We start from the raw sequence: 26589 nt of genomic DNA, 5'->3' as shown, positions 1-26589 counted from the left end.
GAACATCCCTATGATTGCGTAGTTTCCAGATGCTTGCCGGCGTGATGAATGACAAGCAGCTTGTCTTCATCATCCCAGTCAAAATGAATGCGAAGAGTGCGTATCGGGTCGCGGGCGTTCCCCAGACAGAAGTGTCTGTTTATATCTGCGGATCTGCCTTTGTATTTTCGGTTATCGGCATATTGGCCCATGGTCACACTAGATATCTTGGGCTGGAACTCGATGCTCTCCCGCCTGAAGTTTTCGAGCACATCATGCAGGCGTCCTTTTCTGTCCCGGTAGTGCTCATAGAGTTCAGTAGCCATTAGCGAGAGGCAGGCTCGGAATTTGTCCACATCACGGTAGACTGAATCGCGCATCGATTTGAGCGCGGGCACCGTAAAATGAATCCGTTTCGGATGCTGAGCCATGATGCTTTCGGCAATCTCGGTCAACCCTTCCTCTTTGGCTGCCGCCACCAACTGGGTCGTCGGCAGCCGAACTGATTCCACGATTGCGATCTCGATCATGTCGTCAAAGGTGCATCCGTCCATAGTCAGCTTGCCTATGGTGATTGTGGTGGCACCCTTGCTCCGTTCCAGCAGAGCCTTACGTAGTTGCTGCCCCACATGTTGATGCATGTTGCGTAGCTGCTCTATGCCGTTAGATATGTAGCCGGCGGCTTTCTCTGGTTCCTTTATTCCTGCCAGTCGTGCAAACACCAGCACAGCAGCGCGGTCACGCGGACCATATACCTTGTGCCGATACCAGTTGGCGATCGCTGCATCGCCGATAATGACGTTCTCTTTTTTGAGGTGCGGCTGCACCTGGTGAGGTCTGAAACGGGCCGACACCACGTTCACCAGTGATTTCCAGCGATTTGCCGCCCTTATGAACTGCTGCATGCCTTCAGTCTCTGCCACTATCTCGAATAGCTTTTCCTGGGTAGCCAGACGCTCCTCGGTCTGCTTGAGCAGAATGATCTGGTCTCCTTCATCCAGATACTCCGGTAGGGTGGGGTGAATGTCTTCGTTCTTAAGCACCAGTACTGGTCGTGTCTTGCCCCAAGGTAACGGAAGGTCATTTATTGTCGTGGTGATCCAGACGAGATCGGGGCTCAGACTTTCGCCGCTATCTACCGAGCGATTAGGCTCAGCCGGTTCTTCCAATAACAGATCAAGCCAGTTATCCAACTCCATTTTTATTGGAACCGTCGCATGCTGCTTCCGGGGCGGATACTGGCTGTGATCCAAGCAGTTCATGATCTGCAGAGTAAGGGGCTGCGTCCTAGTTTCCTTGTCTTCGCAACGGCTTGCCCCCCAGTTCAAGCGCCAGTGCCTGAGCTTGTCGCCATCCGGGCGGCTGGCCGCCCCATTTTCCTGCCACCATCGCTGCAGCAGACGTTGCACCTGTGTGACTTCATAGGCGTAGACAGGAAACGTCATTTTTTTGCAAGGTGTCGCGAGCCAGTGCTGGCGGCTCGGCCATAGCATCCCAGTTATGATCACCTCATCCATCATGTCGCGTTGCTGCCGATAGGATCTCACTCCATCCATAGCGGTAATATGTATCGTTTCGCTCCAGCCTGGATCGAGCGTGTCATCCAACCAGCTCTCCAGCGCGGTGATTTCATGCGGACTACCGCACAGGATTAGGGTCTGAACTCCATTTATGCGACAGATCCGCAAGTGCTCACGTAACCAGCCGGCTTTCCCTGAGACGCCTTGCATCAGTAGGCCATGAAACTCCGACATCTGCGTGATCAGGCTACGCGAGCCCATCTCGGTATCGCCATATTGGCAGCTACCCTGGCCGGCGATCACCAGCCAGCGTTCCAGGCAGCGAATTGGAAACAAACCTGGTCGCGTAGCAACCTGCAGGGCGTCCTCCAGACGGGGGAGGGGAACGATCAGTTCGTTCAGGGCCCGGAATACTTTTCCAATGATGGCCAACCGTTCTTTCAGGATCGGATCCCTAGATTTTTCCAGCTCCCGCCGGAGCTGGAAAAAATGCGCGGCGAGACTCTCTAATCCGGAGTTGGCGGCATCGTCACTAATCACCCCCAGTTGCAATGTGGCCGTAGAGGATGCCTCTGGGTAAAGGGCCGCTTTGTCATCCAGTCGCATGACCCAGAGATGGGTGCGGGTGCGGTTTTGCCTCATTTTGGTAAGAGAATCGCTGTCGCCCAGAGATAACAGAACAATGCGTGGTGTTTCCGGAAAGCATTCTTCAAGAGCGCTATCGACTGCCCAGATGCCCTCGTTACCCCCGCGAGTCCCATCTAGCACAAGGACGAAGGGACGACTTTCCTTGCCGATGAGATCAGTGAGTTCCATCAGGTCAGAGGCACCGTCAACCACCAGAGTTTCTGATGTGTGACCACCCTTGTGCGCTTTTAGACTTCCTGGTCGCAAGATACGGGCATGCAACGCAGCCACCCGCGATAGCTCCTGAAAACCCGCACGAGGCCGTGAGATAAAGACGATGTCTGGATGCTGCTCTACGTTTCCCGGGTTGAGCCATGGCGAACGAATCCCCCCCTGCAGCGCGTCTAGGCGAAGCCGATGCAGATACACCATCAAGCGCGTGGTGCCGTCGCCACTCAGAACTGGCAGAGCAACCCCCATCGACTGGCCGTACTTTAAGGCGCGACCAACCATGGCAAAGCTAGCCGCTTCTGCCTTGTCCGGAGCGCTCAATTTCAACGATTCCCAGACTTGGGACGACTGCTCCAGCAAGTCGCCGGCAGGAACCGCTCCCCACGACTCCTGCATCGCCGCCAACCATTCCGGCAAGGTTGCACTGTCCCTATGCATGTTCATTATCAGGCCTTGGCTTCCTGTCCGGATTTCACCAGTAGTGCCGCCTTAATGCTGGCGGGTACCCGATAGGTGCTCTGTTTTGACACCACCTTTATGGGCTCAACCAGGCGCAGGCGCGATAGCCAGCGTAGGGCCTCTTTCGGGTTCACCTCGAATTGCTGCTCCATCAGTTGAAGTGCCAGATCATCCTCATCGAACCGCTCTTCTTCACATAAAGCGGTCAGGATCGGCTGTGCCCAGTTCACGCAGGAGACACCCGCCTTGCTCAGGAACTCTTCCAGACTCTTCGGCTTGGCATGTAGCAGTGACGAATAGGCTTGGCCGAATGCCCCCACGCGTACCACATCGGGCTTCTTTTTCCTTGCCTCCAGAAGCCTATCCAGCGAGAAGTACCAACCCTGGCTGAAGTTGGCGAGCATCTCCACAGACGTGGAAGTATTTTCCAGTCCCAGCTTGTTCAGTAGATGAGCAAGCGCCGTCTTTTTCCACACATCCAGCGCCACAAATGGCTGCATGGACTCACGGCCTACCGTCAGATCCGGGTGTACTTCCCACTGCCACAGCGCCTTTGGCGTCATCAGGAAAATCACACGGACACGGTTACGTTTCAAATTCGTATTTAGCCGCGCCTCATGGGCCACATCCAGCAAGTCCAGCGTGTGGCTAATGGGGTTGTCGCCAGTCAACTCTACAAACAGCATGATGTGTTTACTGAGTGCCTGAACCCCCAGCACACTTTCATTCAGCAGTTTCTTGAAATCACCTACCGTTGCAAAATCCGTGTCCTTCTTGTGAGCTGGTAGGTAACGGCCGAAGGGGTTGTTATTGATCGGCGGCTCTTCTTCCCCAATAGCCAGCAGGGACTCCACCATCCACAGAGGATTGAGTCCCAGCGCCTCTGAGCCGGTGATAATGCCTACCGAGTAATTCGAGGAGCGTGCTTCCACCGAGTTATGATGGGTTTTCTCCTTTTTCTCTTCGCTGATGAGTAACTTCTCGTCACGCAGCGTAAGAGGGGAAGGGCGAGTAGCTTTTTCCGGGAAAGCATGCCCCGACAGCGGGTCATCGTCGTTAATGGCCTCCACTGCACTTAATAGCTTGTCTTCGATCTTCTTGGCACCACCCACCAAATTCATGATGTTGGCGTTACGCAGCGCATATTCCTTACCTCCTTCGGTACGGCGCATGTACTGCAGCACACCAAGACCGCAAAGCTCATCCAGGAAAGCCTCGAACTGAGCTTCAGTCATTGGTTGGAAAGTCTCCGGAGCCCACTCTTCGACAATGGCCTTGGCGCGACTCGGAGAGAACGTGGTTTTGCTCTGTGCAATCAAGCTGTAGGCAATCAGTTTGTAACGTAGGTCGAGGTTGAGAGTGATATCGAAGCGATCGCAAATCAGCTCGCGAATACTCGGATCCTTGCGGATCTGTTCAATGTCATCGGTAGTGATCTTTAGTGTGCCGATGGGGTTCTGATGGCGAGCACACAGCATCCGAATGAGTTCATGACAGAAAATATGAATCAGGCCCGGATGGCGGTTCGTCTCTACCAAAATGCGGTTCATTAGTAGGGGAGACTCAAACTCATAACCCAGATACGCCAGAGGCTCGCGGATCAGTTGCAAAGCCTCCATCGGACTCATGATCGAGACCTGAATGGCACTCCCTAACTGATGCAGCGGATAATTCGGTGCATCCGCGAAACGGCGTACGTTTTCCAAGCCCGCAATAACAACCTTGAAGCGACCATTACTGTTGTTTACCAGCCCGCTCAGTTCACGAAAAATACGGAAGCCGTTGGCTGCGTCGAGACCGAGAATTGGATCGATTTCATCCAGGCAGACCATAAGTGCATCAGGGTTCTCCCTACGGAAGTACTCCTGTAGAGCAGCTACCATCCCGGCTGTATCCAGCCCGAAAGCCTCTTTCACCAACCCACTTTCAACCGCATAGTTGTAGATCGTTTTCCAGACCAGCTTGCGGTGCTTTTCTAGCTCATCTCCTGACAGGTTGGCCCGATCAAGATTCCCGTCCATCTGATGCAGGTAAGCATGATGCCGTTGCTCAGGGTCATGGAAGCGTCGTTGGGTTTCGTTGAGCAGCGTTGTCTTACCGAGCTGGCGACCACCAAAGATCATTGCCGCACCATTGCGCATGGTGGTCAGCATCTTTATGTCATTCTGGCGGCCATAGCGCATTTCAGGTGGTGCCGGCTGCATTTGGTTGCCGGTATAAGGATTGAAGAACGTCCACGGCAGGCTGAGCTGCAGGAATGTCTTGAGCCGCACCGTGTCAGGTACATTCAGGCCCGCAAGCATTGCAAGCAGAACTGGATCCGCGTGGAAGAGCGTGTGCTTCTCCCGTTTGGAAAAGGTGGCCAGCTCATTGCGATCATTATTCGTCAACGCCCTGCCGGATAGTAGGATGGTTCGATCATGCAAGGATTGAACATGCTCGTTCAGGAGGGTGCGTAATTCTGCAATCGTCCAGTCGCCCGCCGCTAACAGGATATTTACGGATTGCTCTTCCGATTTCTGACTGAAAAACACAATGCCGCGTCCGGATTCCTTACGTTTTACCGGAATCACCAGTCGAGAGAACTTGTTGTGTGTCGAAAAGCCAGTTCGTTGCTGCATTGCTCCACTGAACGACGGATTTACTGCTTCCAGTCCTAAGGCGTGCAGAACATGCACCAATTCTTCGTAGGTGGCTTTGTCCAGTGACTTCACTCGTCGACGTAGGCTGACCAGATCCTCGATGCCGTGCTTGAAGTAGGCCGGCAGGGCCTCAAGTGACAACCCTTCAATCTTTTCGCTTGCCAAATGCCGAATGACCTCACGGGGATTGTGATTGGCATTTAACACTTCATACAGTGTCGGCTCGATGAAGAGGAACTGCTTCAGTAACTCTGTTCCAGTCTCTGCCGTGCTGGCTAGCGACGTCCCGGTCTCAAGCGAGCTTTTAAGGTGCTCCAACATCTCCTCTGCAACTGTGGTGTCGTGCATCGAGAGTGCTGTCTTGAGCTGTTCCAGCCATGTGACCGGCACCCAGTCCACCCCACGCTCCACTCGTGATTGACTAACTAAAATATCCAACGAAGCTAGAAGCTCTTCTTTCTTTGCTGCGAACTTAGATTCAATGCTCGATTCCAGCTCATTGAGATTGGTATGTATCCCACAAAGGTCATCTAACATCTGAAGATGTTTTAGCTGATCCTGAAGATGTTCTAGCTCAGACCGAAGCTGGTAATGGCGTTCGTCGTCTATCAGAGATGCTACGTTGGCATTGTCTAGTAAACCCTTCAGTCGAACGCTGCGGTTGTTGCAGTTGAACACGTCTGCAGAGAACAAACGCTTGATCGCCTCTATCTTCTCAGGGATAGGCTGTTTGAGATCTTCCTGATGATGCAGCGCGAGCAGAAGTGCATGCCGGAAGTTTTTGCGCTCCAGAGCCTCATCTGCCAGTGCTTCAGAGTTAAATCCTTTTTCTTGCAGCGAGCAAAGCAGACTCAATTGTTGATCAGCACCATCCGCATCGGATTTTTCCAACCACTCTGTTGGCCATGCCAACCATCCAATGACACGACGTCCTTCCCACTGTATGTCTTCCTTACCTTCGGCAACCTGACATACGCGATCAAGAGTGTTTTTCAAAATACTAAGACCTGCCTGCTGTTCTAGGTCGTCCGTGCGTTTGAGGCGCTCAGAGACATGATTCAGGGCAGTGGTAGCCATCGTCACAAACCGACGAGCAAATTTGCTCGCCTCATTATTGCGTTGTCCCTGCTGAATGTGGCCGTCAACCCACTTATCTGCGATAGCGACGACTTCTTCCAGTGTACGCAGAAACCAGTTGCGGGCATTTCCTTCGATTTGTGGGGCTGCCGTGCTTTCGTTCATCACCTTCAGAATTTCGGTATGCATCAGGCGATTTTGCTCTTCCTGATCCCGATACTTGTCTGCGAATTCACGAACCTGGTTGATCGCCAAAACATCATCCTTTGTGATGCTGTTGTAAGCGAGCGCAAAATCCTCATGCTCTAGGCATTCCTTCATGGCCTTGCGGGCAGGTGCCCAGCCCGTTTGCTTATTCTGGATACGGTCATGCCATTCAATAAGCCGTACCGCCAACTTGCTCCGGCTTTCTTTGTCATCCCCCTTGGGCTGTTCTCTTAAAGTGTCCACATCGAGACGGAGATTGCGGCTAGAGAAGTCGACTAGCTCATCAATCATGCGAACAATCGGGCCATCAAAGTACGAGGCTACTGATGCGAGTAACCGAGGGGCACTTGTCATGTTCCCGGTAAAAATTGTTGGTTGGAAGGTGGCTGTAAATACTAGGTAGGGCACTACACGCCCACCGGGCCGCCGATCTATCCATGCCTCTATTACGTCAGAGGAAAGTTGGTTCATGCTCTGCATGATGCGCGTCACTGTCGAGGTATTACCGCTCCAGACATGCATGCCTTGATAAGCTGCCTGGACCAGCGAGAGAGACAATAATTCACCATCCAGATTTAATCGTCCCGCTACCTCCAACGTCTTGCTGGCCAGCGGTAGATGACCCTGCCTAAGCCACAATAGAGCGATATTCTCCGCGGCTATGGCTGGAACAAAGCCCATTGATTGCTTGCAGTGTTCAAACCTCAGACGAGCTTCCATGGGCGTTCCCATGTATTGGGAAACATTCACTTCTTCTTCCGGCAGCGGTTCCGCCGCTAACACCGCCGTTACCTCCTCAGATAACGGAACATCTTTTTCTGGATTGTGCTCAGACTCTTCTGGCACATCCCCAACTTTGGCAGGAGCCCGTGATTCTTCAGCTACGCTATCCAGTAGTTTTTCGGCAGCTGAAATTTCTGCAGAGATGACCTCAGGCTTCTCATTCTCTACTGGGATGAACTCGGCCTCCGGTGCTGAAATTTCTTTGGCTTCTGCGGAGAGTGCCTCTTCCTTTTCCACGATTACGGCATGAGCAGCTTCTGGGTTCCATGACCATGCTTTCAAGGCGGCCTTGGTGGTCGGGTGGTATAGCTCAGGGGTCAGCTGCACGTATTGTCCTTCCGGCAGCGAGTCAATAAAGGAGCCTGGCGGCAGCAACAGGTTGTAGCCGTCGCTCTCTGCTTCTTGGTTCTGCTTATTCCCCGTCACCCTCAGCTCTTCGGCCTGAGTGATGCTGTTACGCAGATCGCTTTTCTCGCGAAAGTTTGCAGTCTTAATTTTTTCATTGAGCCCGTCGAGCTCAGTCTCGGCTGACACAAGTACGCTTTCGGCGATCTTAAAGCGATGCTTGATCTCTTCGGCACCTGTGTAGCGCTCCATGGCCACGTCTTGCAGAAGCGTTTTCGGCACCTCTTCCATCAACCGCATATTGAAGAACTGGAGCCATGCCGACCGGAAGGCGGACAAAAATTCTTCGTCCTCGAACTCAAGCAAAGGGACGTTACGTCCAATTTCTTCCAGCACGCTAATGCATTCAGTCAGGATATTCCGAATAACATCCTCTCCCAGCGAGTACTCTTGCTTTAACCGTGGGAGATTAGAGGTAATGAGCAGCTCGATTTGCTCAGCGTATTTGAGATTACCTGCATCGGTTTTTGCCTGCTCGGCAATCTTGAATAGCTCACTATAGAGAGCTGGGAGACTCAGAGAGGACGAGTGCTCGATAAATTCAGCAGAATCTGCTTTAACTTCAGCGGGCTCTTCCTCCTTGATTGCTCTTGCATCTTTCAGTATCTCAGAGTAGTAGTTCATCAGCTCTGGTTGTTGCGAAATAAACACACCTAATATATCAGTACCAAAAGGAGTGGCGCATGCATACACACCATCTGCCAGTATCAACTTTTCGTCACTGCTTAATGTATGCCATTTAGGCAACTGATCCAGTAGAAGACCCACCATTCCTGAGATTTGTTGAAAGTACCAGCGACTCTCCATGAATTTAATTGTCTGAGCTGAGGTGTTTTTTACACCTTGCATCCAAGAAAGTCGTGGCTCAGCCATCGCCTCCAGTGCGCGCTGATCTTCCTCCGACATCTTTTTAAATCGCTCAGCCGCAATCCCCTGTGGATCGTACCAATTGTTATTAATCCGCCTGAAGACAATCATCTCCCAGCTTCGATACGCATTATTGCTCTTGGTTTTTTGACTGCAGTTCTGTTGTGCCAGATATAAGTCATTAATTAGAAGTAGCATCCGGCCGGGCGCGGACTTATGGAAATCTATTACACGAGCGCCAGGTTTGTGCTTTGCAGCTTCCATTCGCCGGATTGCTCTAGTCATGCCAATAATTCTTTCGAGCACAGATATATCGCGCTCGCCAGTATTAGGATTTAACATTACATGATCAGGCAAGCCTGGGCCGTCCTTCACAAACTGATCAAGCAGAGCATGATTGACTTTGACTTCAGAAATCAGATTTGACATAGGACTTCCATATCTTATTCATAGAGAAATAGCAGTGATTTAAAGGCCCGACTTAGAGACTTATGAGCGGAGAACCTCTTACGCTTAATCGGCCAGATGAGTGCCTCGTACTCGAATTTTGGCTAGTCACCGCTTGCTCGCAAGGCTTCTAGGAGTGGCTTTCCAGTCGATAACTCCGGACGGATGGCGCAACGCTACTATAGCGGGGGAGGTAGGGCCAGCATTTGCGGGGGGGTATGCGCGGATAGCATTCGGCGACCTGCGTATGGCTAGGCACTCCTCCACTAGGATTGCTGAGTTGGCGTCAGCTGAGTCAACGTATTGGCGCTAGGCTCAAGGGTCTGCTTCGCGGCTAAGCCGCCAAAGGAAATGGCGGGATCAATGTAGCGCATGGCTGACTTGATGTCTTTCCAGCCCACGTAGGTCATCAACGATTTGATGTCCCAACCATTCGCCGTAGCCCAGGTGGCAAAGCCCCGACGCAGTGAGTGACTGCGGTACACCAGCACCCCGCAGGATCTGGCGCAGGAGTGCGATGATGCTGTTGGGGTGGAAGCCATTCTCACCCAAATGCCCCCAGCGATCGATCCGGCGAAACACCGGTCCACGGGCAATGCCGGCCACGCTGATCCAGTCCAGGTAGGCCTGTACCGGACAGAGTCGTTTCAATGCGGGCGTTTGATAGGTAGTCCCAAGGTGCTGGCGATCCCCCTTGCTGTGCGACAGGTACAACTCCATGCCGGAACCAGCTTTGGCCTGGATCTGCTCGATCTGCAGGCGACACAACTCGTCACTGCGAAAGCCACGCCAGAAGCCGATCAGGATCAAGGCGGCATCGCGACGGCAGCGCAGTAGCCTTCCTAGGTTAGCTTGCGCGGTCGCGCGTGCTGCTTCTTTATCCAGCCAGGCGATGGCCTGTTCGAGGTGGTTAAGCTGCAGAGGCGCTGCCTGTTTTTCTTGAGCAGGATGCAGGGTACGAATGCCCTTGAGTACCTGACGGACAACTGGGGTTTTGGTGGGGTCGGGGAAGCCCTGGCTGCTGTGCCACTGAGCGAGCGCTGCCAGGCGTTGCTTGAGGGTGTTGATCGACAGCTTATCAGCGTGATCGACCAAGTAGCGCACGATGCTGTCGCTGGTGGCCGGCAGGAACCCACCCCAGGTCACTTCGAAGTGCTCTACGGCCGATTGATAACTGCGCCGGGTGTTCTCCCGGGTACCAGCCTGTATGTAGCGATCTACCTCAGTCATCACCTGACGCCCACCAACCGTACTGAAAAGCCACAGCTTGACCGCAGTTTTCATCTATACCATTCGATAAGTCTTCATTACTTTATCTGATTTAAGCCACTGAATCCGGCTTTACTTCAGATCAATTTGGCATGTAAATACATGGTATGTAATCCACTACGAAATCGTAGGAGCACACCATGGCCCGTGGCGGTATTAACAAGGCGCTGGTTCAGAAGGCGCGACAGGCCATCCTGGCGCGGGGCGAGAACCCCAGCATCGACGCGGTACGCGTCGAACTGGGCAACACCGGCTCGAAAACCACCATTCACCGCTACTTGAAAGAGCTCGAAGACGCCGAGCGCGGCCGGAATACGGCCGCGATCCCGCTCAGCGAACAGTTGGCCAACTTGGTCGGCCAGTTGGCGGATCAGCTAAAGGAGGACGCGCAGGCCGCCGTGGCCCAGGAGCGCGAGCAACTGGCACGTGAGCGGCTCGACTACCAGAACCAGACTCGGCTGGCTGAAAGCCGTATCCAGCAACTGGAAAGTCAGTGCAGCGGGGTCACGGAACAGCTTCAGGCAATTCAGCAAGCGCTACAGCAGGAACAGCAGCAACGCCAGCAGTCCGAGGTTGAGAATGCCCGCCTGGTGCAGGCTAACCGCGATCAGGACGCGCGCCTGCAGGACCGCGACAGCCAAATTCGCTCGCTGGAGGAAAAGCATCAGCATGCCCGCGATGCTCTGGAGCACTATCGCCTGGCCAGCAAAGAGCAGCGTGAGCAAGAACAGCGCCGACACGAGTCGCAGGTGCAACAACTGCAACTGGAGCTGCGGCAACTTCAGCAGACCGTGATAATCAAGCAGGACGAACTGACCCAACTGAACCGCGACAATGCGCGCCTGCTCGCCGAGGCGCGGCAGTTGCAGAAAGAGCAGCATGCGCAACAACAGCTTCTGGCGCAGAAGACCCAGGCCCTAGAAACCGCCAAGAGCGCACTGACCGGCGTTGAGCGCACGAATGAAACCCTGGAACAGCGTTGTCGCACATTGCAGGAGGAAGTGTCCCGGCTGGGCGAAGCCTCCGTGATTCAGGCACAGCAAGCGCAGGGTCTGCAGGAGCGTTTGATCGAAGCCGCTGCACAGCTGAAGCTACTCGGGGCACCGCTTGCGAACAGCGATGGCGCACGTAGCAAAAGATCCGGCACACTGAGGCCAGAAGCTGAGTAGGGGGGCAGATGACACTACCCGAGACTGCCAATGAACGGACAGCGAAGTCGTTTCGACGCAGACCCAGCGCGTACAGAGCCTACAGATAAGCCTTGCCGAGGCTACAGCAGCGTTGAAACTGCAGCGCCAAGAGGCGTCCCCCTGCAGCCTCGAAGGCACGGCGTCCGACGCAGCCCCTGACTACGCAATTGCTTGGGCCGCTAGTACGCTAAATGAAACAATAGGATCGGGATAGGCAGGGAAGTAGGCATACATATGAAATTTCGCACGCACGCAGCAGCAATGATTTACATCGGCTCCTACCTGCCGCTGAGCGTGATCTTGCTGACACAAGACTACCAGTATGAAGCGCTGTCCTTACCGTGGTGCAGTGACTGGCTGGCCTTTACCAGCCAGTGTCACATCCCTTTACGGAATCCGCTCATGGCGTTGTCGTTGTTCGCAGTCTGTTTGATGTGTTTTCTCTTTACCCTGCTTACTTTGACCTGCGTTAAGCCGAGGCTGGAGGTGGCCATCGAGGAGGCTCGACACATTCCTTCGGATTTGATGAATTACGTGCTGCCTTATGTGGTGTCTTTCATGAGCCTGGATTATCAGGAAACCAGCAAGTTCATTGGTTTCATAATTTTCTTGGCGTGGCTGTTCTGGATCACCCACAAGTCTGGCCAGATCATCCTCAACCCGCTCCTAATCGTTTTTGGCTGGAAGCTCTACGAGATTCGCTATCGCTTCGCGCAGAGCCCGAATGTCCTTAGCGGCGTCTGTTTGTCGAAGGTCGACCTGTTTCCCAACCAAACCCATAAACAACGCGCCCTCGAGGATGTGTTGATCATCAAAGAATAAGGAATACGCCATGGCTGGAGCGCTAGAAACTCTCAAGGAATTCGATCTGGAACACGCCACAGTGACGCTGTGGACCTTCAAGAAGTCGACCGGAAAGGACAAAAGACCTGTCTTTACCGGCCGCTGGGTGGACACCAGCGATGCGTTGAATGAGGCCATCAAATCGGCAGTGCAGACGACTTGTGAAGGTATAAACGAGACGCAGGAATACGGCCTGCTTGCGCAGAACAACGAGGCTAGCGTGCTGACGATCACTACCCTGGAAACCCATGCAGGGTTGATTGTGGCGCAGGCTGTCGATGAGGTTGCAGCGAAGAAGGTGATCAACCTCAAAGACATCAGCAATGCGGGCTTCTACGCGTTGAAGCTGGTTTCGGGCGATAAAGTGATTTATGCCGTGCGGCGCACGGATGATTCGTGGAAGGCGAAGAAGTCGCTCAAGATCATTTCTGCCGTATTCTCCGACCATGAGTTGGGGCTCGATGATAAACCGGGGTTCAACCTGTCCAAATACGTGGATTTCTTCATCGTTGGGGAGGATGTTCTCGTTTGCTCAAAGCCAAGCTTCGAGTCCATCCTTAGTTACAAGCAGGCACATAAAGAGGACTTCGGCGCGCTGCAAGCTGAACCGGAGTTCTCTGAAGTATTCACCGACATGCAACCGCTGATTGCTTATGTGGGGGACAACAAAATGCAATTGCGTAGGGCATCGGCTATTCGCCAGAAAGGGCACTATCGCAACCCTGATTTTATGGCGAGCCTGCGCGCAGCCCATGCACAGTTTAGTTTGAACATCACTTTTGATGACGTTGGTAAGATTGTGCCGTCGCCGGAGACCTGCAAGGATATTTTCCAAGCTCTACTGGATCACCGTTTGATGTCGCATTTCTCGCACCGTGTGTATGACGTCCAAAATGCTGCGGATGTGGCGGTAAACTAAAGAGCAGACTCACGCCAGATGCGCTTTTAGACAGATCATTGTCCTGCTTGCAGGAGGTGGTCCCATCCGGCATAGCGGGATATCCATGAGGAGACATGTCGTGATTTCTAGCGCTGAACAAAAGCGCCGAGAGGCTGCTGCCCGATATGCTCGGACGACGATCGCCTTGGAGGGCGGTCAGCAGGCGCCGATTGCAGCAGAACAGTTGGCGCGCTTTGTAGAGGGCTCGATCTCTATCGAGCAGGCGATTGAGCTCGTGCGGCAGAGCTACGGCCTCCCAAAGAATATGTCGGCGGCCCAGGTCAACAGAATCGATTAGCTAGCGAGATGGATTGCTATGGCGTAGTCGATTGGGCGCCAGTGCATCGAAAGCACTCAGATCTACACCCACATGACCATCACGGACCTGCAAGGTGTGTACAGCAGAACGCACTCGGCAGCCCAGGGTTCACGACGTTGAATAGGGTTTGGATGCGCGCTTGAGAATTTCGAGCAATGCGAGCACTGGAGACAGTGCTGGGGGGAGCAGAAAAAACTAACCACCGAGACCTAAAAGAGATCGAGGAGACCGAAGGGGGCAGGGCAGAGGGCCAGCTTCAGCTCAGCGAGCAATTGGTCAGCCTGGTGAGCCATCTCGCTGATCAGCTAGTGGAAGAAGCCGAGGCTTCGATAGCCCAGGAACGAGAGCATCTGGCACGGGAGCGGCTCGACTACCAGAATCAGATCAGGCAAGCCGAAGCCCATATCCAGCAGCTGGAAAGCCAGTTCGCAAGGCTTGCGGAGCAGCTCAATGTCGCGCAGCAAGCCCTGAACCAAGCACAGCATCAACACCAGCTGGCCCAGCTGGATTATGTCCGGCTGACCCAAGCTAACGATGACAAAGACGCGCGCCTAGCAGCGTTGTCAGTCCTTCCAGGGCGAAGCGGACAACCTGCGCAAAGCCTCTGAGAGGCAAGCTCTGCATACACTAGGGCTTCAGGAGCGTTTGATTGAGGTGACAACGCAACTGAAGCTGCATGAGCGCGCAGCCGATGCGAGCAGCACATGACCCTCACGCCCCACGCACCCAACAATCAGAGCCGCCTCCAGAGCATCGACTAGCCTAAGCTACGTCGCCTGGAAACCGTATGGCGGCTCGAACCAAGTGCGTCCAGTTTTTAACTAATCTCTGGAATGGAAGAACGAGGCCTCGGTCTGTCAAATCCCATGGGCTGCGTCGCCAACTAAACTCTAGAATCGGCGGATGTGAGACATTTCCCGCGGCTCAAACCGGTAAAAACGTTAACTAAACTCTAGAATGGAAGGACAGAAGCCCGTTTCTAGGGTTTAGTTGCAGAAAATTCTAAAATTTAGTTATACGAACAGAAGAAACGCTACGCATATAAAGAAGCAGACCCCATCGTCTGATCTAAATCCATCATTTAACATAATATAGATTATGCGAAATAAGGTAAGCGTGCCGTCTGCGCCTAGGGACTGGTCTTTCACTGTGGATGGTCAGGTCTTGCCAAGCCAATGGATGATGGTCTGGGCAACGGTCGCATCCTCCAAAGAATCAGACTTTAGTGCGCGCACCTTTCAGTAATCGAGGCGCTATACGATCAGGGATGCTCAGTTGCTTTTCGCTGCCACACGCCGTGAGCGTGTTCCAGGCGAACTCCATACCTTGTAGGTGATTTTTTTAGAATGTGATTGATGTCCGTTTTGCGTATATTTCCATCAAGGGACCGTCGCGTCATATATTGACCCGAGCACACGCGAACATTAGATAGGCTTTGGCAGATGGATCTATATAAGCAGGTACTGTTCGCGTTTGTTTTTCTGCTCGCAGCGGCGCAGACATCGGCAGCGCCAGAGGTCGTAATTGACGAGGTGCCGGTCAAGCTGACTGACTTCCGAATGGGCTACCTTGTCGATGCCTCGCACAAACTAACCTTTGAACAAGCCAGAACCCAGCCATTCAAAGAAACCGGCAACCGGACCTCTCTTGGGGCTGATGCGAGGGTCGCCTGGTACCGGCTGAATCTGCGCAGTGCATCGGATACGGATCAGCGGCTGTTCGTCCATCTGCCGCATGCCTACCATCTACGCTCAGTTGAAATCTATGAGGAACGAGACGGCGAACTGCGGCAGCGCGAACTGCTTGATATGAACCGAGCTGCTGGTTCCGATTTAATGTTTCGTGGCACTTTAGTTTTCCCACTGGCGCTTCCTGCACAGCAGTCCACCACGCTGTACTTGCGCAGCGTTTCTTACTCGCATCAATGGTTTGCGGTCGATATTTATAACGAAAGAGCGTCGCGCCTGGCCTTGGTAAGTATCAACACAGATATCGCCCTGATGGTCGGCATGCTGCTCGCTTTGGTGTTCTACAACGCGTTGCTGTATTTCGCTACCAGCAACCGGGAGAACATCTACTATTCGCTTTATCTTATTTCTGGCCTGACCTGGATCGCACTCTCCTACGGGCTAATTGCCAGCGTTTTCAATGGATATGGTGACGCTGTTTTCCAGCTGAACATGTCGCTGCTTACAATGCCCATATTCTTGCTGTTGTTCATGATTTCGATCTTCGAGACCAAGCTGCTCTACCCGACCGAGCACCGCCTTCTACAGGCATTGATCGTGCTCCTGACGGTGACCCTCATATGGTCGTGTTTCGATATTTCAGCTGCCCTCAAGCCGGCGAGCAGTCTGGCGGCGCTGATGATGTTGGTCACCTTTTCGGTCAGCATCTCGCTGTATCGCAAGGGCCATCCACTCGTGAAGTACTTCTTGATCGGCCACAGCTTCTTCGTACTGTTCAATGTTCTCGCCGTACTCACTTATAAAGGAATCCTCCCACCGAGCTATATAAGTAGTCATGGGGTGGGCATCGGTATTGTGCTCGAAGCGCTGACGCTGGCATTCATCATCTCCCATCGAATCAAACTGCTGGAAGATATGCGCGCCTCCCAAGAGGACTTGAAGAAACAGGCCGCCACTGACCCGCTGACCAAACTGTATAACCGTCGGTTCTTCTTTCCAGAGTCAGATTATTTGCTCAAGCTGGCCAGAGACGGCCTAGCTCCGATATCGATCGTGACGCTCGACATTGATCATTTCAAACGCATTAATGACTCCCACGGCCACGCCTGTGGCGACAAGGTCATTCAGCACTTGGCGAAAGCATTGAAAGAAGAAAGTCGCACCGTTGATCTGGTGGCTCGTTTGGGCGGCGAAGAGTTTGTCGTTTTGCTGCCAGGCGCTAACGTCATGGAGGCAAGCCAATATGCTGAGCGCATCCGTTGCGCAGTGCAGGTGCTGGAAGTCGCTACCAGCACAGGCGAGACGATTCAGGTCACGGTAAGCATTGGTGTTGCGGAGATCGATACCGCATTAGAGAACATCGAGTCTGCGCTCGGCCGTGCCGACAGTGCGCTGTACCAGGCCAAGAAAAACGGGCGCAACCGCGCGTGCCAGGCAGAGCCCGCGATAATTCCCCGCGGGCAAACGTTGGCTGATGGGGTAAGTGCGTGACCGAGCGGGTCGTTCGAAATATGTAACTCAACCGCTCCCTTTGGTTGAGCAAGCTCGCGTATCTGCTGTGCCCTCTTCCACCTGCCCATGCTCAATCAGACGAATCTTGATTTAGGCGAACCCATCTTACTGGTGGTGCTGCGGGCAACCCGCATTGGGCGTCTCAATTTACTAGTGCCTGAAATGCCGACTGCCTCTGGTCGAGCCGATGTATGTGTCATTACGTCTTTCGGATGCTTCAGCGATCGACAGTACGACCCGCCCTCCCCTCTGGTCTCCCTCTGTGGCTGCCGAGTTTATGTTTGACGACGTATCGCAGATCCGCAATGTCTGTTGGCGAGTTCGAAGGGCGAGGGAACCTAGACGAAGGCGGGACGTTCTCCGTTGCAGGTCGGTCCGATATGGCAGGCTGGGACATGACGCTAAGAACTGCCTAGCAACAGCGAGGTAATGCCTTGCTGCCCTACCCGTGTCAGGTGCTCAGTTGTCCCTTTCGAGATCGTTGATCAAGTACTTCATTTCGGCGATTTCACGACGCTGCGCTTCGATGATTTCGTCAGCCAGTTTGCGTACCCGTGGGTCCGTAATCTGCGCCCGCTCGCTGGTCAGGATCGCGATCGAATGGTGAGGAATCATCGCCTTCATATAGTCCGTATCACTAACGGTGGCCTGACTGCGAATCAACCAGAGCGTCAAGGCAAACACAACGGCACTGCCGATATATATAGCGATATTGATGCGCTTGTTCTTATACATATTGAGCATGAAGCTCAACATGATCACGGCCATGGCAGCGCCCATCAAAAAAGCCATCCAAGTACGTGTTTCGCTCCAGAACACATGTTCAAGTGCGTATGTGTTCAGGTACATCAAGCCGAACATCACGACGATGGAAGTTGCGATCATGACGGCGAAGCGCCAATAGGACATCTGCATAATAGTTTTCCTCTCTAGTGGTGCCCGCGTGCACTTGCCTGTCGCACCGCCGGCGTACTGGCATTTCGGAGCTCGCCGGGAGCCCGAATCGCCGGCATCTGTATCTCATGCTTGGCCGGCGTAAAACTTCGCGTTCGTTGCCATAGCGGTTGGACTAACCAACGAACGAAGGGAGATTAGCGAATGGGGCGCGGGCTACTGTGTGTATGCATCGGAATAAAGAAGCCGCCGCGCCAACAACAATCCCCGCCAGGCCCAGGCGATACAGTTCTAGTCTCTAGCGCTTAAAACTTCGTTTTTTTAACAACTACGACAGACCCTATGAAGAATCGGCGCTTGTTACATAAAGACAAAGCAACGAGTAAGAGTTTCCTGTAAATCGTCTCCCTTACAGAAATGTAATCAAAGCCAAGTTGCCCGGCCGGCATGGCAGTTCCCTAAAGGGCGCTCAGAGCGAACTAGCGCTCCTAGTGACCACCTATAGATGTTCAGGAGCAGCCCTGGCGCCTGGGGGCCTCGCTCGGCCAGCGATGACGCTCAACTTGTCGGTATACCGCTGCATCAAGGCGGCGCGAGGCGCTCTAGCATGCGCGGTCGAAAAACGTGTCGAGTCCGCAGCGCTGCGCCTGGGTGACGGTGTAGGCCCGCACTTCCGCAGGCCATTGGACAGCCTTCACCACGCTCAGGCTGCGCAGCATGGGAAACAGCGTGACGTCATCCCAGCGCGGTTGCTGGTGGGTCGGCGTCAGATCGATGATCTGCGGTAGGCGCTCAAGTTGTGCAGCGACCTCGCGCGCCTTGGCTTCGGTATGCGAAAGCGCCGCGTCGAAGTCGCCGATTGTTTGGCTTTTCTTTTCCCGGAAATGCGCATACGCCGAGGGGCTGGCGAACTCTTCCAGGCCGATCTGCGTCCAGCGCGGATAACCGAGGTACTGCAGGTTCGGCACAAATGAGTCCAGCCAATCGTGCAGCGCGGGCGTATCCGGTTCACGAATTATCGGCTGGCCATCGAGCGAATCAAGGTATCTGACGATGTCCATGCTGTCGGCCATCGGTGAACCATCGTCACGCTGCAAAACCGGGATCTGATGTTTGCCGATCAGTTGGCTGATGGTCTGCTCGTCGTCGGCCGGCAGCACCACCTGTTCTGCTTTGATTCCTTTGAGATTCAGGATCATGCGCACGCGGGCGCTGAACGGACAGTGCTCGTAGTAGTAGAGCTTCATCGGTCACATCCTCGGTCGGGGGTTCTAGCAGATGACCGGAGTCGATGGCATCCGTTTGCTCCTGCGCCTGCCAGCCGACGAGAGGAAAAACCGAGCCGGCTTGGCTTTTGGTGCCCTGCCAGATGGTCAGGAACCCGCCCGGGCCAGGGTCGCTCTACTGAACAGTGTCCGACGTTTCGCAAACGCCCGGACCCGGCATGCCGCCGTGCCGGGCCGCCTTGTCCTTCACCGACGCGGTGATGAGAAAACGTCGACGGATCAATTGACTCAGCCGACGAGGACCCTGCCATGCCAGCCCTATCCGCAACGCCCGATTGCTGCTGGACCGCCAGCGCCCCCCGTAGCGATTTTCCGCGCCTGACCGGCAACAGCGAGTGCGACGTGGTGGTGGTCGGTGCCGGCATCGTCGGGCTGAGCACCGCCATGACTCTCTGCGAAGCCGGTAAATCCGTCGTGGTATTGGAGGCGCGTGAGGTGGGTGGACAAGTCACGGGTCGCTCAACTGCAAAGGTCACCACGCAGCACGCGCTGATCTATCGCTACCTGATCGACACCTTCGGCCAGGACCTGGCGCAGTGCTACGCCGACGCCAATCGCGAAGCCGTGGAGCGGATTCGCCACTGGGTCACCAGCCTAGCCATCGATTGCGACTACGAGCGCCAGTCGGCCTTCGCCTATGCCTGCTCGGTGGACTGGCGGGCGGCCATCGAACAGGAAGCCGAAGCGGCGCATCGCCTGGGGTTCGCGGCGCGGGTCATCGACCAGCCGCCGCTGCCCTTTGCTACTGCCGGCGCGCTGGAGTTTCCCGACCAGGCACAGTTCAACCCGGCGCGCTACCTGATCGGCCTGGCCGCCTTGCTGCAGGCGCTGGGTGGACGCATCTACCAGCACACCCGAGCGACGAGCTTCGAGCGTCATGACCGCTGGCGGGTCGGCTTCGACGGCGGAAGCGTAGAAGCCGACCAGGTGGTTCTGGCCACGCACATGCCGGTGGAAACGCCGATCGACCTCGCCAGCCCGACCCAGCCGCGCTGCCACGTGGCGATGGCCTTCCGGCCGCAGGAAGGTGCACATCTGGAAGGCATGTTCATTGGCATCGACGAGCCAACCCACTCGATCCGCATGGGCCGGGATGACCACGGACCGTTGTTCATCGTGCTCGGCCCTCGTTTCAAGACCGGCCAGGATGACGATGTTGCCCAGCGCTTCGTCGATCTGGAACGCTGGGCACGGAGCAACCTGCCGGTCAGTGAAGCCGTCTGGCGCTGGTGCAACGAGGATTACGACACCGCCGACCGGGTGGCCTACGTCGGCGAGGCGGACAGCGAAAAGTCGCCCGGCCTGTTCGTCGCCACCGGCTTCAATGGCTGGGGCATCAGCAATGGCACCGCCGCCGGACTGGGCATTGCGCGCCAGATCATTACCGGTCGCTGCCCATGGAAGCAGCTCTACGACCCCAACCGCCCCTCTCCCGACGATTTCAACCAGAGCAGCGACAGTCATTCACAGATTGATGATCTGGAGGCCATCGCCCCTGGCGAGGGCGGCGTCATCACCCGCGGCGATGAGAAGCTCGCGGTGTGGCGCGACGATGCCGGCAGCCTGCATGCGGTATCTGCAGCGTGCACACATATGGGCTGCAGCGTGACCTGGAACAACGCCGACCGCACCTGGGACTGCCCCTGCCACGGGTCGATCTTCCAGGCCGATGGCGAGGTCATCCACGGCCCGGCGATCGAGCCGCTGGCCGCCAAGTCGATCTGATCGTTGCGCCGGTCTCCGCCCTCGGCATCTGCCAACTAGCGGAGCTTCCGGCGCGGCGCTTGCTGAAGCCGGCCAAGGGCCTGGTCGGAGTCTTCACCGCGACTATCGGCTGATGGATTGCCGATACCGCACAGCTTTGCAGGTTTCCCATGCATTCAAACGATCATGACAGCTCGCGGCGCAAGCTCATTCAGGGTGCCGCTGCAACACTCGCTGCCGGTGTGGTGCTACCGGGTTTTGTTCAGGCCGCTGACGCCAGCGCCACGCAGCAGGCGAGCCCCAGGCCGCTGCGCGACCCGAAGAGCCTCTATCCGCAACCGCCCTTCGACAAGCAATCGCAGCCCTGGCCGGGGCTCGCGCGGGACATGCAGCCGTTACCCGATCACGGCGAGAAGAGCTACCGCGGCTCAAACCGGCTCGCCGGGCGCAAGGCGCTGATCACTGGCGGTGATTCGGGCATAGGCCGCGCGGCGGCAATTGCCTTCGCCCGCGAAGGCGCCGATGTCGCCATCGGCTATCTCCCGGATGAGGAGCCGGACGCCCAGTCGGTGATTACGTTGATCCGCGACGCCGGACGCAAGGCGGTCGCACTGCCGGGCGACATTCGCGACGAAGCCTTCTGCCGTACCTTGGTGCAGCGCGCCGTCGAGGAGCTGGGTGGGCTCGATATCCTGGTCAACAACGCAGCGCGGCAGAACAGCGAGCAGTCAATCCTCGACATCACCAGTGAGGCGTTCGACTGGACGCTGAAGACCAACCTCTACGCCATGTTCTGGATTACCAAGGCTGCTGTGCCGCACATGCCGGAGGGCGCATCGATCATCAATACCTCATCGGTTACGTCCGATGACCCGCCGGCCAACCTGTTGGACTACTCGCTGACCAAAGCGGCCATCAGCAATTTCAGCAAGGGCTTGGCCAAGCAGCTGATCGAAAAAGGCATTCGGGTGAACGCCGTGGCGCCCGGGCCTTTCTGGACGCCGCTACAGGTCAGCGGTGGCCAGACCATGGAAAACCTGCAGAGCTTCGGCGGCGATACGCCGTTGGGCCGCCCGGGCCAGCCAGCGGAGATCGCTCCGTTGTACGTGCTGCTGGCGTCCACCGAGGCCAGCTACGTTACCGGCCAGGTATTCGGTGCTTCCGGCGGCAATGGCCAGCCTTAGTGAGAGCCTCTGTACCGCCCGATCGGGCGGTAAAGGGCATGCAAGCATCACTTCTTGTCGTTGTCGTGTCCCGGCAGGATCGAGCCAAGCACCTGCTTGGCTGTTTGCTTGATGATCCCGCGCTGGTCCGGATCGCCATGCAACAGCACCGAGGCGTACGCCTTGGCCTGTTCGAGCTTGATGTGCGGCGGCAGTGGCGGCACGTTCGGGTCCGTCTTGAATTCGAGCAACACCGGCCGTTCGGCCGCCAGCGCTTCTTCCCAGGCGGCGGCGACCTGATCCTCGCGGTCGCAGAAGATGCCTTTCAGGCCGATCGACTCGGCGAAACGGTGATAAGGCACGTCCGGGATGTTCTGCGAGGCCTCGAATTTCGGATCGCCCTCCATCACGCGCTGCTCCCAGGTCACCTGATTGAGGTCCTCGTTGTTGAACACGCAGCAGATCCAGTGCGGGTTTTCCCACTCCTTCCAGTATTTAGCCACGGTGATCAGCTCGGCCATGTTGTTCATTTGCATCGCACCGTCACCGACCAGCGCCACCACCGGGCGGTCCGGATGGGCAAACTTCGCCGCGATGGCGTAGGGCACGGCGGCCCCCATCGAGGCTAGCCCGCCCGACAGCGAGCACATCATGCCGCGACGTATCTTGATGTCCCGAGCGAACCAGTTGGCGCAGGAACCCGAATCGCTGGTGATGATCGCCCCGTCGGGCAGACGCGGCGACAATTCCCAGGTCACCCGCTGCGGGTTGATCGGACTTGCGCTGGCCATGGCCCGTTCTTCGAGTGTTTTCTCCCATTTGCCGCGCCACTTCTCCACTTGCTGCTGCCAGCTACGATCGGTCTTTTCCTCCAGCAATGGCAGCAAGGCGCGCAGCGTCTCGGCCGCCTCACCATGCAGGTTCACCTCCATCGGATAGCGGATGCTCAGCATGTCGGCCTTGATGTCGATCTGTACGCCGCGCGCCTGCCCCTCCTCCGGCAGGAACTCCGAATAGGGGAAACCCGAGCCAATCATCAGGAAGGTGTCGCACTGGGTCATCAACTTGTAGCTTGGCTCGGTACCAAGCAGGCCGATGGAGCCGGTGACCCAAGGCAGGTCGTCTGGCACGACGGCTTTGCCGAGCAGCGCCTTGGCGACGCCAGCGCCGAGCTTTTCGGCCACGGCGATAACTTCATCTGTCGCCCCCAGCGCACCGGCGCCAACCAGGATGGCGACCTTCTTGCCGCTATTGAGCACCTCGGCAGCGCGCTGCAGATCTACGTCGTAGGGCAGTATCTTCGGCCGGGTATAACCGATGCCCGACAGCACCGCGCCGTGGGCGCGCGGTGGTTCGCTGTACTCGGCCTCCTGCAAGTCGTTGGGCAAAATGATCGCGGCGACCTTGCGCTCGGCGAAGGCGGTGCGTATCGCCCGGTCCACCAGATGACGCACCTGCGCCGGCGCCGAGGCCTGCTGAACGAAGGCGCCGGCGACATCCTTGAACATGGCCGGCAGGTCGATTTCCTGCTGGTAATGCGCACCTAGCGCGGTGCGCGCCTGTTGACCGCAGATAGCAAGGACGGGCATGTGATCGAGACGCGCGTCGTACAGCCCCGTCAGAAGGTGCGAGGCGCCCGGGCCGGAGGTCGATAGGCAAACGCCAAGGCCGCCGCTGAACTTGGCATCGGCCGACGCCATAAAGGCGGCCATTTCCTCATGGCGCGCTTGGATGAAGCGGATCTTGCCGCCCGCCCGGTTCAGCGCACCGAGTACCCCATTGATGCCATCACCGGGGTAGCCATAGATACGCCGAACGCCCCACTGGTAGAGCCGTTCGACAAAATAATCTCCTACGGTCATGCCACTCATAACCTTGCTCCCCTGACTGGTTGACGTTGTACGGTGCGGGCCGAAGCCAGGAGCTGGCCCAACCCATGAAGCCGAATTTGATTGGGCGAACCCTGGTATCAAAGGCCCAGCCGCTCACGCATCTGCGCTGTAATGCGCTGCCTGGTTTGCGCGATGGCAGCCCAGGGATCGTCATCGCCCAACTGCTGCAGACGCTCCAGCAGGTTGCGTACGGTCCAGAGGTTGGCACCTTTCAGATCGGCCAGCTCTTCACGGTGGATGGGCACAGAAACCGGCAGGCCTTCCCGCGCACGCACCGAGTACGCGGCGACCGTGCTGGCGCCGCGGCTGTTGCGCAGGTAGTCGATGAATATTCGTCCTACCCGGTTCTTCGGTCCGCTGACGGCGGAGAAATGCGACGGCAACAGCTTGGCCAGGTACTTGGCGATTGCCTGGCTGAAGCCTTTCACCTCGGTCCAGTCATGCACCGGATCAAGCGGCACGATGATATGCAGGCCCTTGCCACCGCTGGTCTTGAGGAAAGAGGCTAGGCCGATTTCGTCCAGTAGCGTCTGGGTCAGCTGGGTCGCTTCGATCATGCTTTTCCACGGCAGCGCCGGGTCCGGGTCGAGGTCGAGCACGAAGCGGTCTGGATTCTCCAGCTGCGGCGCTACGGCATTCCAGCTATGCAGTTCGATAGTGCCCATCTGCGCGGCGCTGACCAGCGCCTCGACGCTATCGATGACCAGCAGTGCGCCGTGCTTGGGATCGAGCGCAGGGTCCAGCTGGGTGATATGCGGTATCGACAGTTTGTCGGCGTGCTTCTGGAAGAACAGTTCGCCGGTGATGCCCTCCGGAGCGCGGACCAGTGCCAGCGGCCGCTGGCGCAGCTGCGGCAAGGCCCAAGGCGCGACCTGGGCGTAAAACTTCGCCAGTTCGACCTTGGTGATGCCGCTGCTGGGGTCGATGACCCGATCGGGATTGGAAATCTTGATCCGGCCGCTGCCAATGGGATCGGCCTTTTGCCGCGCCGACCTGGGTGCGCGATTGGCCGGTTGGGCCCGCTCATGGGTAATCGCTTTGGCTGGCTTGTCCGAGCGCAGGCCGTGAAAAACCGAGTGGCGAACCACGCCCTGGCGGGTCATCTCGGCGTAGGCGACTTCGCACATCAAATCGGGCTTGAGCCATTGCGCCCCACGTACGTCGGCTGCAGGTGCAGCTTTAGCCAGGGGGCTTTTATCCGTTTCCAGCTTCTGAAGCTGCTTGTGCAGGCTTTGCAGCGTGGCGTGATTGAAGCCGGTGCCGACCTTGCCCGCATACAGGAGTTTTCCGCTTTCGTCGTGCAGCCCCAGCAGCAAAGCGCCGAAGCCGGTACGGCTGCCTTTGGGCTGGGTGTAGCCGACAATGATGAATTCCTGGCGATTGCTGCACTTGATCTTCACCCAGCTGCTGCTGCGCTTGGATGTGTAGGTGCTGCCAGCGCGCTTGCCGATCAAGCCTTCGAGTTTCATCTGGCAGGCGCTTTCCAGGATGCTGTCCGGCTGATCGGTAAAGTCTTCGGAAAAACGCAGCAAATCGCTGTCGCTGCGTTCCAGTGCTTCACGCAGCGCCTCGCGGCGTTGTTCCAGCGCAACTTCGCGCAGGTCCATGCCGTTCAGGTAAGGCGCGTCGAACAGGTAGTAAAGAATGCTGCCGCTGCGGCCTGCCTCGAAGGCGTTCTGCAACGCCTGAAAGTCCGGGGCGCCCTCCTCGTTCGGTACCACCACCTCGCCGTCCAGCCAGCCGGATTCAAGCCCCAGGCCTGCTAGTGCAGCTGCCTGCTGAGGCATCTTTGCGGTCCAGTCATGGCCGTTGCGGGTGAACAGTGCGACCTTGCCCGACTCGATGCGGGCCAGCATGCGGTAACCGTCAAACTTGATTTCGTAGCGCCAGTCGCCGGTAGGCACCGAGTCGACCAGTGTGGCCAGCTGCGGCTTGAAACTGGCCGGCAGCTCGGCCGGGACGGCCCCTTCCAGCTTGGCCGTGGCAGATTGCTCGCGCACGGCACGCTTTTTCGCCGGCGCCTTGAGAGGTTTGGGCGGCGATTCCGCAACACGCGCCTTGGTTGCACCACGCTTGCGCGGAACCAGGGTGCGATCGCTGAGTACGCTGTCCGGCGCGGCGCTGACGACATCGTAATCGCCTTCCTCGCGCGCCGCTTCGTCGCGGGACTTGATCAGAAACCACTGTTCCTTCTTCCCATCCATGCGGGTTCGCACGAGGTTCCAGCTGCCAGCAAGCTTTTCGCCTTCCAGCGTGAATTTCAGCTTGCCCTTGCGATATGCCTCTTGGGGATCGCCCTCGGGCGTCCACACGCCACGGTCCCAGACAATCACGTCACCGGCACCGTAATGCCCGGCAGGGATGCTGCCCTCGAACGTCGCATATTCCAGTGGATGGTCTTCCACATGAACGGCCAGGCGGCGCACGCTGGGGTCCAGGCTCGGGCCCTTGGGGATGGCCCAGCTCTTCAGGGTGCCGTCGAGCTCCAGGCGAAAATCGTAGTGCAGGCGCGTGGCGTCGTGTTTCTGGATGCAGTACTGCAACGCCTGTGTTTTGCGCGCCTTGCTGCGGGACTTGCCCGATGGTTCGGGCGTGGCGGCGAAGTCACGCATGCGCTGGTAATCGTCAAGCGCCATGACAGGTCT

The 26589-nt window shown here is 56.5% G+C and carries 17 protein-coding genes; 10 read left to right on the top strand and 7 right to left on the bottom strand.

The features are described from left to right. Nucleotides 1-8 precede the first annotated feature (8 nt). From SM130_RS11350 to SM130_RS11340, 3 genes are all read right to left on the bottom strand, one after another. The gene (locus SM130_RS11350) at nt 9-2795 is read right to left on the bottom strand and encodes a hypothetical protein (RefSeq protein ID WP_102826140.1); all 2787 of its coding nucleotides are present in this window, start codon (nt 2793-2795) and stop codon (nt 9-11) included. A gap of 8 nt (nt 2796-2803) precedes the next feature. Beyond that, nucleotides 2804-9226, bottom strand: a complete 6423-nt coding sequence (locus tag SM130_RS11345; RefSeq protein ID WP_258006880.1) for a hypothetical protein — start codon at nt 9224-9226, stop codon at nt 2804-2806. A 284-nt stretch (nt 9227-9510) separates the two neighbouring features. Continuing rightward, entirely contained in the window at nt 9511-9786 is a 276-nt protein-coding gene (locus SM130_RS11340) for a tyrosine-type recombinase/integrase (RefSeq protein WP_256044913.1), read from the bottom strand. 136 nt (nt 9787-9922) lie between these two features. On the opposite strand from SM130_RS11340, the gene SM130_RS11335 reads away from it, so the two are divergent. The 8 genes from SM130_RS11335 to SM130_RS11300 all read left to right on the top strand — a co-directional run bounded on the left by SM130_RS11335 (nt 9923) and on the right by SM130_RS11300 (nt 16984). Further along, entirely contained in the window at nt 9923-10081 is a 159-nt protein-coding gene (locus SM130_RS11335) for a hypothetical protein (RefSeq protein WP_256044914.1), read from the top strand. A gap of 111 nt (nt 10082-10192) precedes the next feature. After that, nucleotides 10193-10564, top strand: a complete 372-nt coding sequence (locus tag SM130_RS11330; RefSeq protein WP_256044915.1) for a hypothetical protein — start codon at nt 10193-10195, stop codon at nt 10562-10564. A gap of 89 nt (nt 10565-10653) precedes the next feature. Further along, nucleotides 10654-11682: a DNA-binding protein gene (locus SM130_RS11325; protein WP_102825925.1), complete on the top strand. Its 1029-nt coding sequence runs from the start codon at nt 10654-10656 to the stop codon at nt 11680-11682. A gap of 255 nt (nt 11683-11937) precedes the next feature. Further along, nucleotides 11938-12525, top strand: a complete 588-nt coding sequence (locus SM130_RS11320; protein ID WP_102825926.1) for a hypothetical protein — start codon at nt 11938-11940, stop codon at nt 12523-12525. A 10-nt stretch (nt 12526-12535) separates the two neighbouring features. After that, nucleotides 12536-13465, top strand: a complete 930-nt coding sequence (locus tag SM130_RS11315) for a Kiwa anti-phage protein KwaB-like domain-containing protein (RefSeq protein ID WP_102825927.1) — start codon at nt 12536-12538, stop codon at nt 13463-13465. 100 nt (nt 13466-13565) lie between these two features. Then, entirely contained in the window at nt 13566-13784 is a 219-nt protein-coding gene (locus SM130_RS11310) for a hypothetical protein (protein ID WP_146029751.1), read from the top strand. A gap of 176 nt (nt 13785-13960) precedes the next feature. Continuing rightward, nucleotides 13961-14413, top strand: coding sequence for a DNA-binding protein (locus tag SM130_RS11305; protein ID WP_102825929.1), 453 nt, complete (start codon nt 13961-13963; stop codon nt 14411-14413). Between the two features lie 834 nt (nt 14414-15247). Continuing rightward, nucleotides 15248-16984 carry a diguanylate cyclase gene (locus SM130_RS11300; RefSeq protein ID WP_102825930.1) on the top strand — a complete coding sequence of 579 codons (1737 nt, stop codon included), beginning with the start codon at nt 15248-15250 and terminating at the stop codon, nt 16982-16984. A gap of 480 nt (nt 16985-17464) precedes the next feature. Here the strand turns inward: SM130_RS11300 and SM130_RS11295 are convergent, their stop codons facing one another. Together SM130_RS11295 and grxB are read right to left on the bottom strand one after the other, a co-directional pair. Beyond that, nucleotides 17465-17920, bottom strand: a complete 456-nt coding sequence (locus SM130_RS11295; protein ID WP_102825931.1) for a DUF305 domain-containing protein — start codon at nt 17918-17920, stop codon at nt 17465-17467. A 581-nt stretch (nt 17921-18501) separates the two neighbouring features. Further along, nucleotides 18502-19146, bottom strand: coding sequence for a glutaredoxin 2 (grxB, locus tag SM130_RS11290; RefSeq protein ID WP_102825932.1), 645 nt, complete (start codon nt 19144-19146; stop codon nt 18502-18504). Between the two features lie 288 nt (nt 19147-19434). Between grxB and SM130_RS11285 the strand changes: the two genes are divergently transcribed. Then, nucleotides 19435-20910, top strand: a complete 1476-nt coding sequence (locus SM130_RS11285) for an FAD-dependent oxidoreductase (protein WP_102825933.1) — start codon at nt 19435-19437, stop codon at nt 20908-20910. Nucleotides 20911-21059: 149 nt separating this feature from the next. Next, the gene (locus tag SM130_RS11280) at nt 21060-22073 is read left to right on the top strand and encodes an SDR family oxidoreductase (RefSeq protein WP_102825934.1); all 1014 of its coding nucleotides are present in this window, start codon (nt 21060-21062) and stop codon (nt 22071-22073) included. Nucleotides 22074-22120: 47 nt separating this feature from the next. On the opposite strand, the gene SM130_RS11275 is transcribed toward SM130_RS11280, so the two are convergent. Together SM130_RS11275 and ligD are read right to left on the bottom strand one after the other, a co-directional pair. After that, nucleotides 22121-23923, bottom strand: a complete 1803-nt coding sequence (locus SM130_RS11275; protein WP_102825935.1) for a thiamine pyrophosphate-requiring protein — start codon at nt 23921-23923, stop codon at nt 22121-22123. 98 nt (nt 23924-24021) lie between these two features. Beyond that, nucleotides 24022-26580 carry a DNA ligase D gene (ligD, locus tag SM130_RS11270; protein WP_102825936.1) on the bottom strand — a complete coding sequence of 853 codons (2559 nt, stop codon included), beginning with the start codon at nt 26578-26580 and terminating at the stop codon, nt 24022-24024. Nucleotides 26581-26589: the final 9 nt, after the last annotated feature.

It is taken from the genome of Stutzerimonas stutzeri (genome assembly GCF_038561965.1).
GTDB lineage: Bacteria > Pseudomonadota > Gammaproteobacteria > Pseudomonadales > Pseudomonadaceae > Stutzerimonas > Stutzerimonas stutzeri_AA.
The sequence above is the reverse complement of the archived record's forward strand: the minus strand, read 5'-3'. Positions and strand labels throughout refer to the sequence as shown.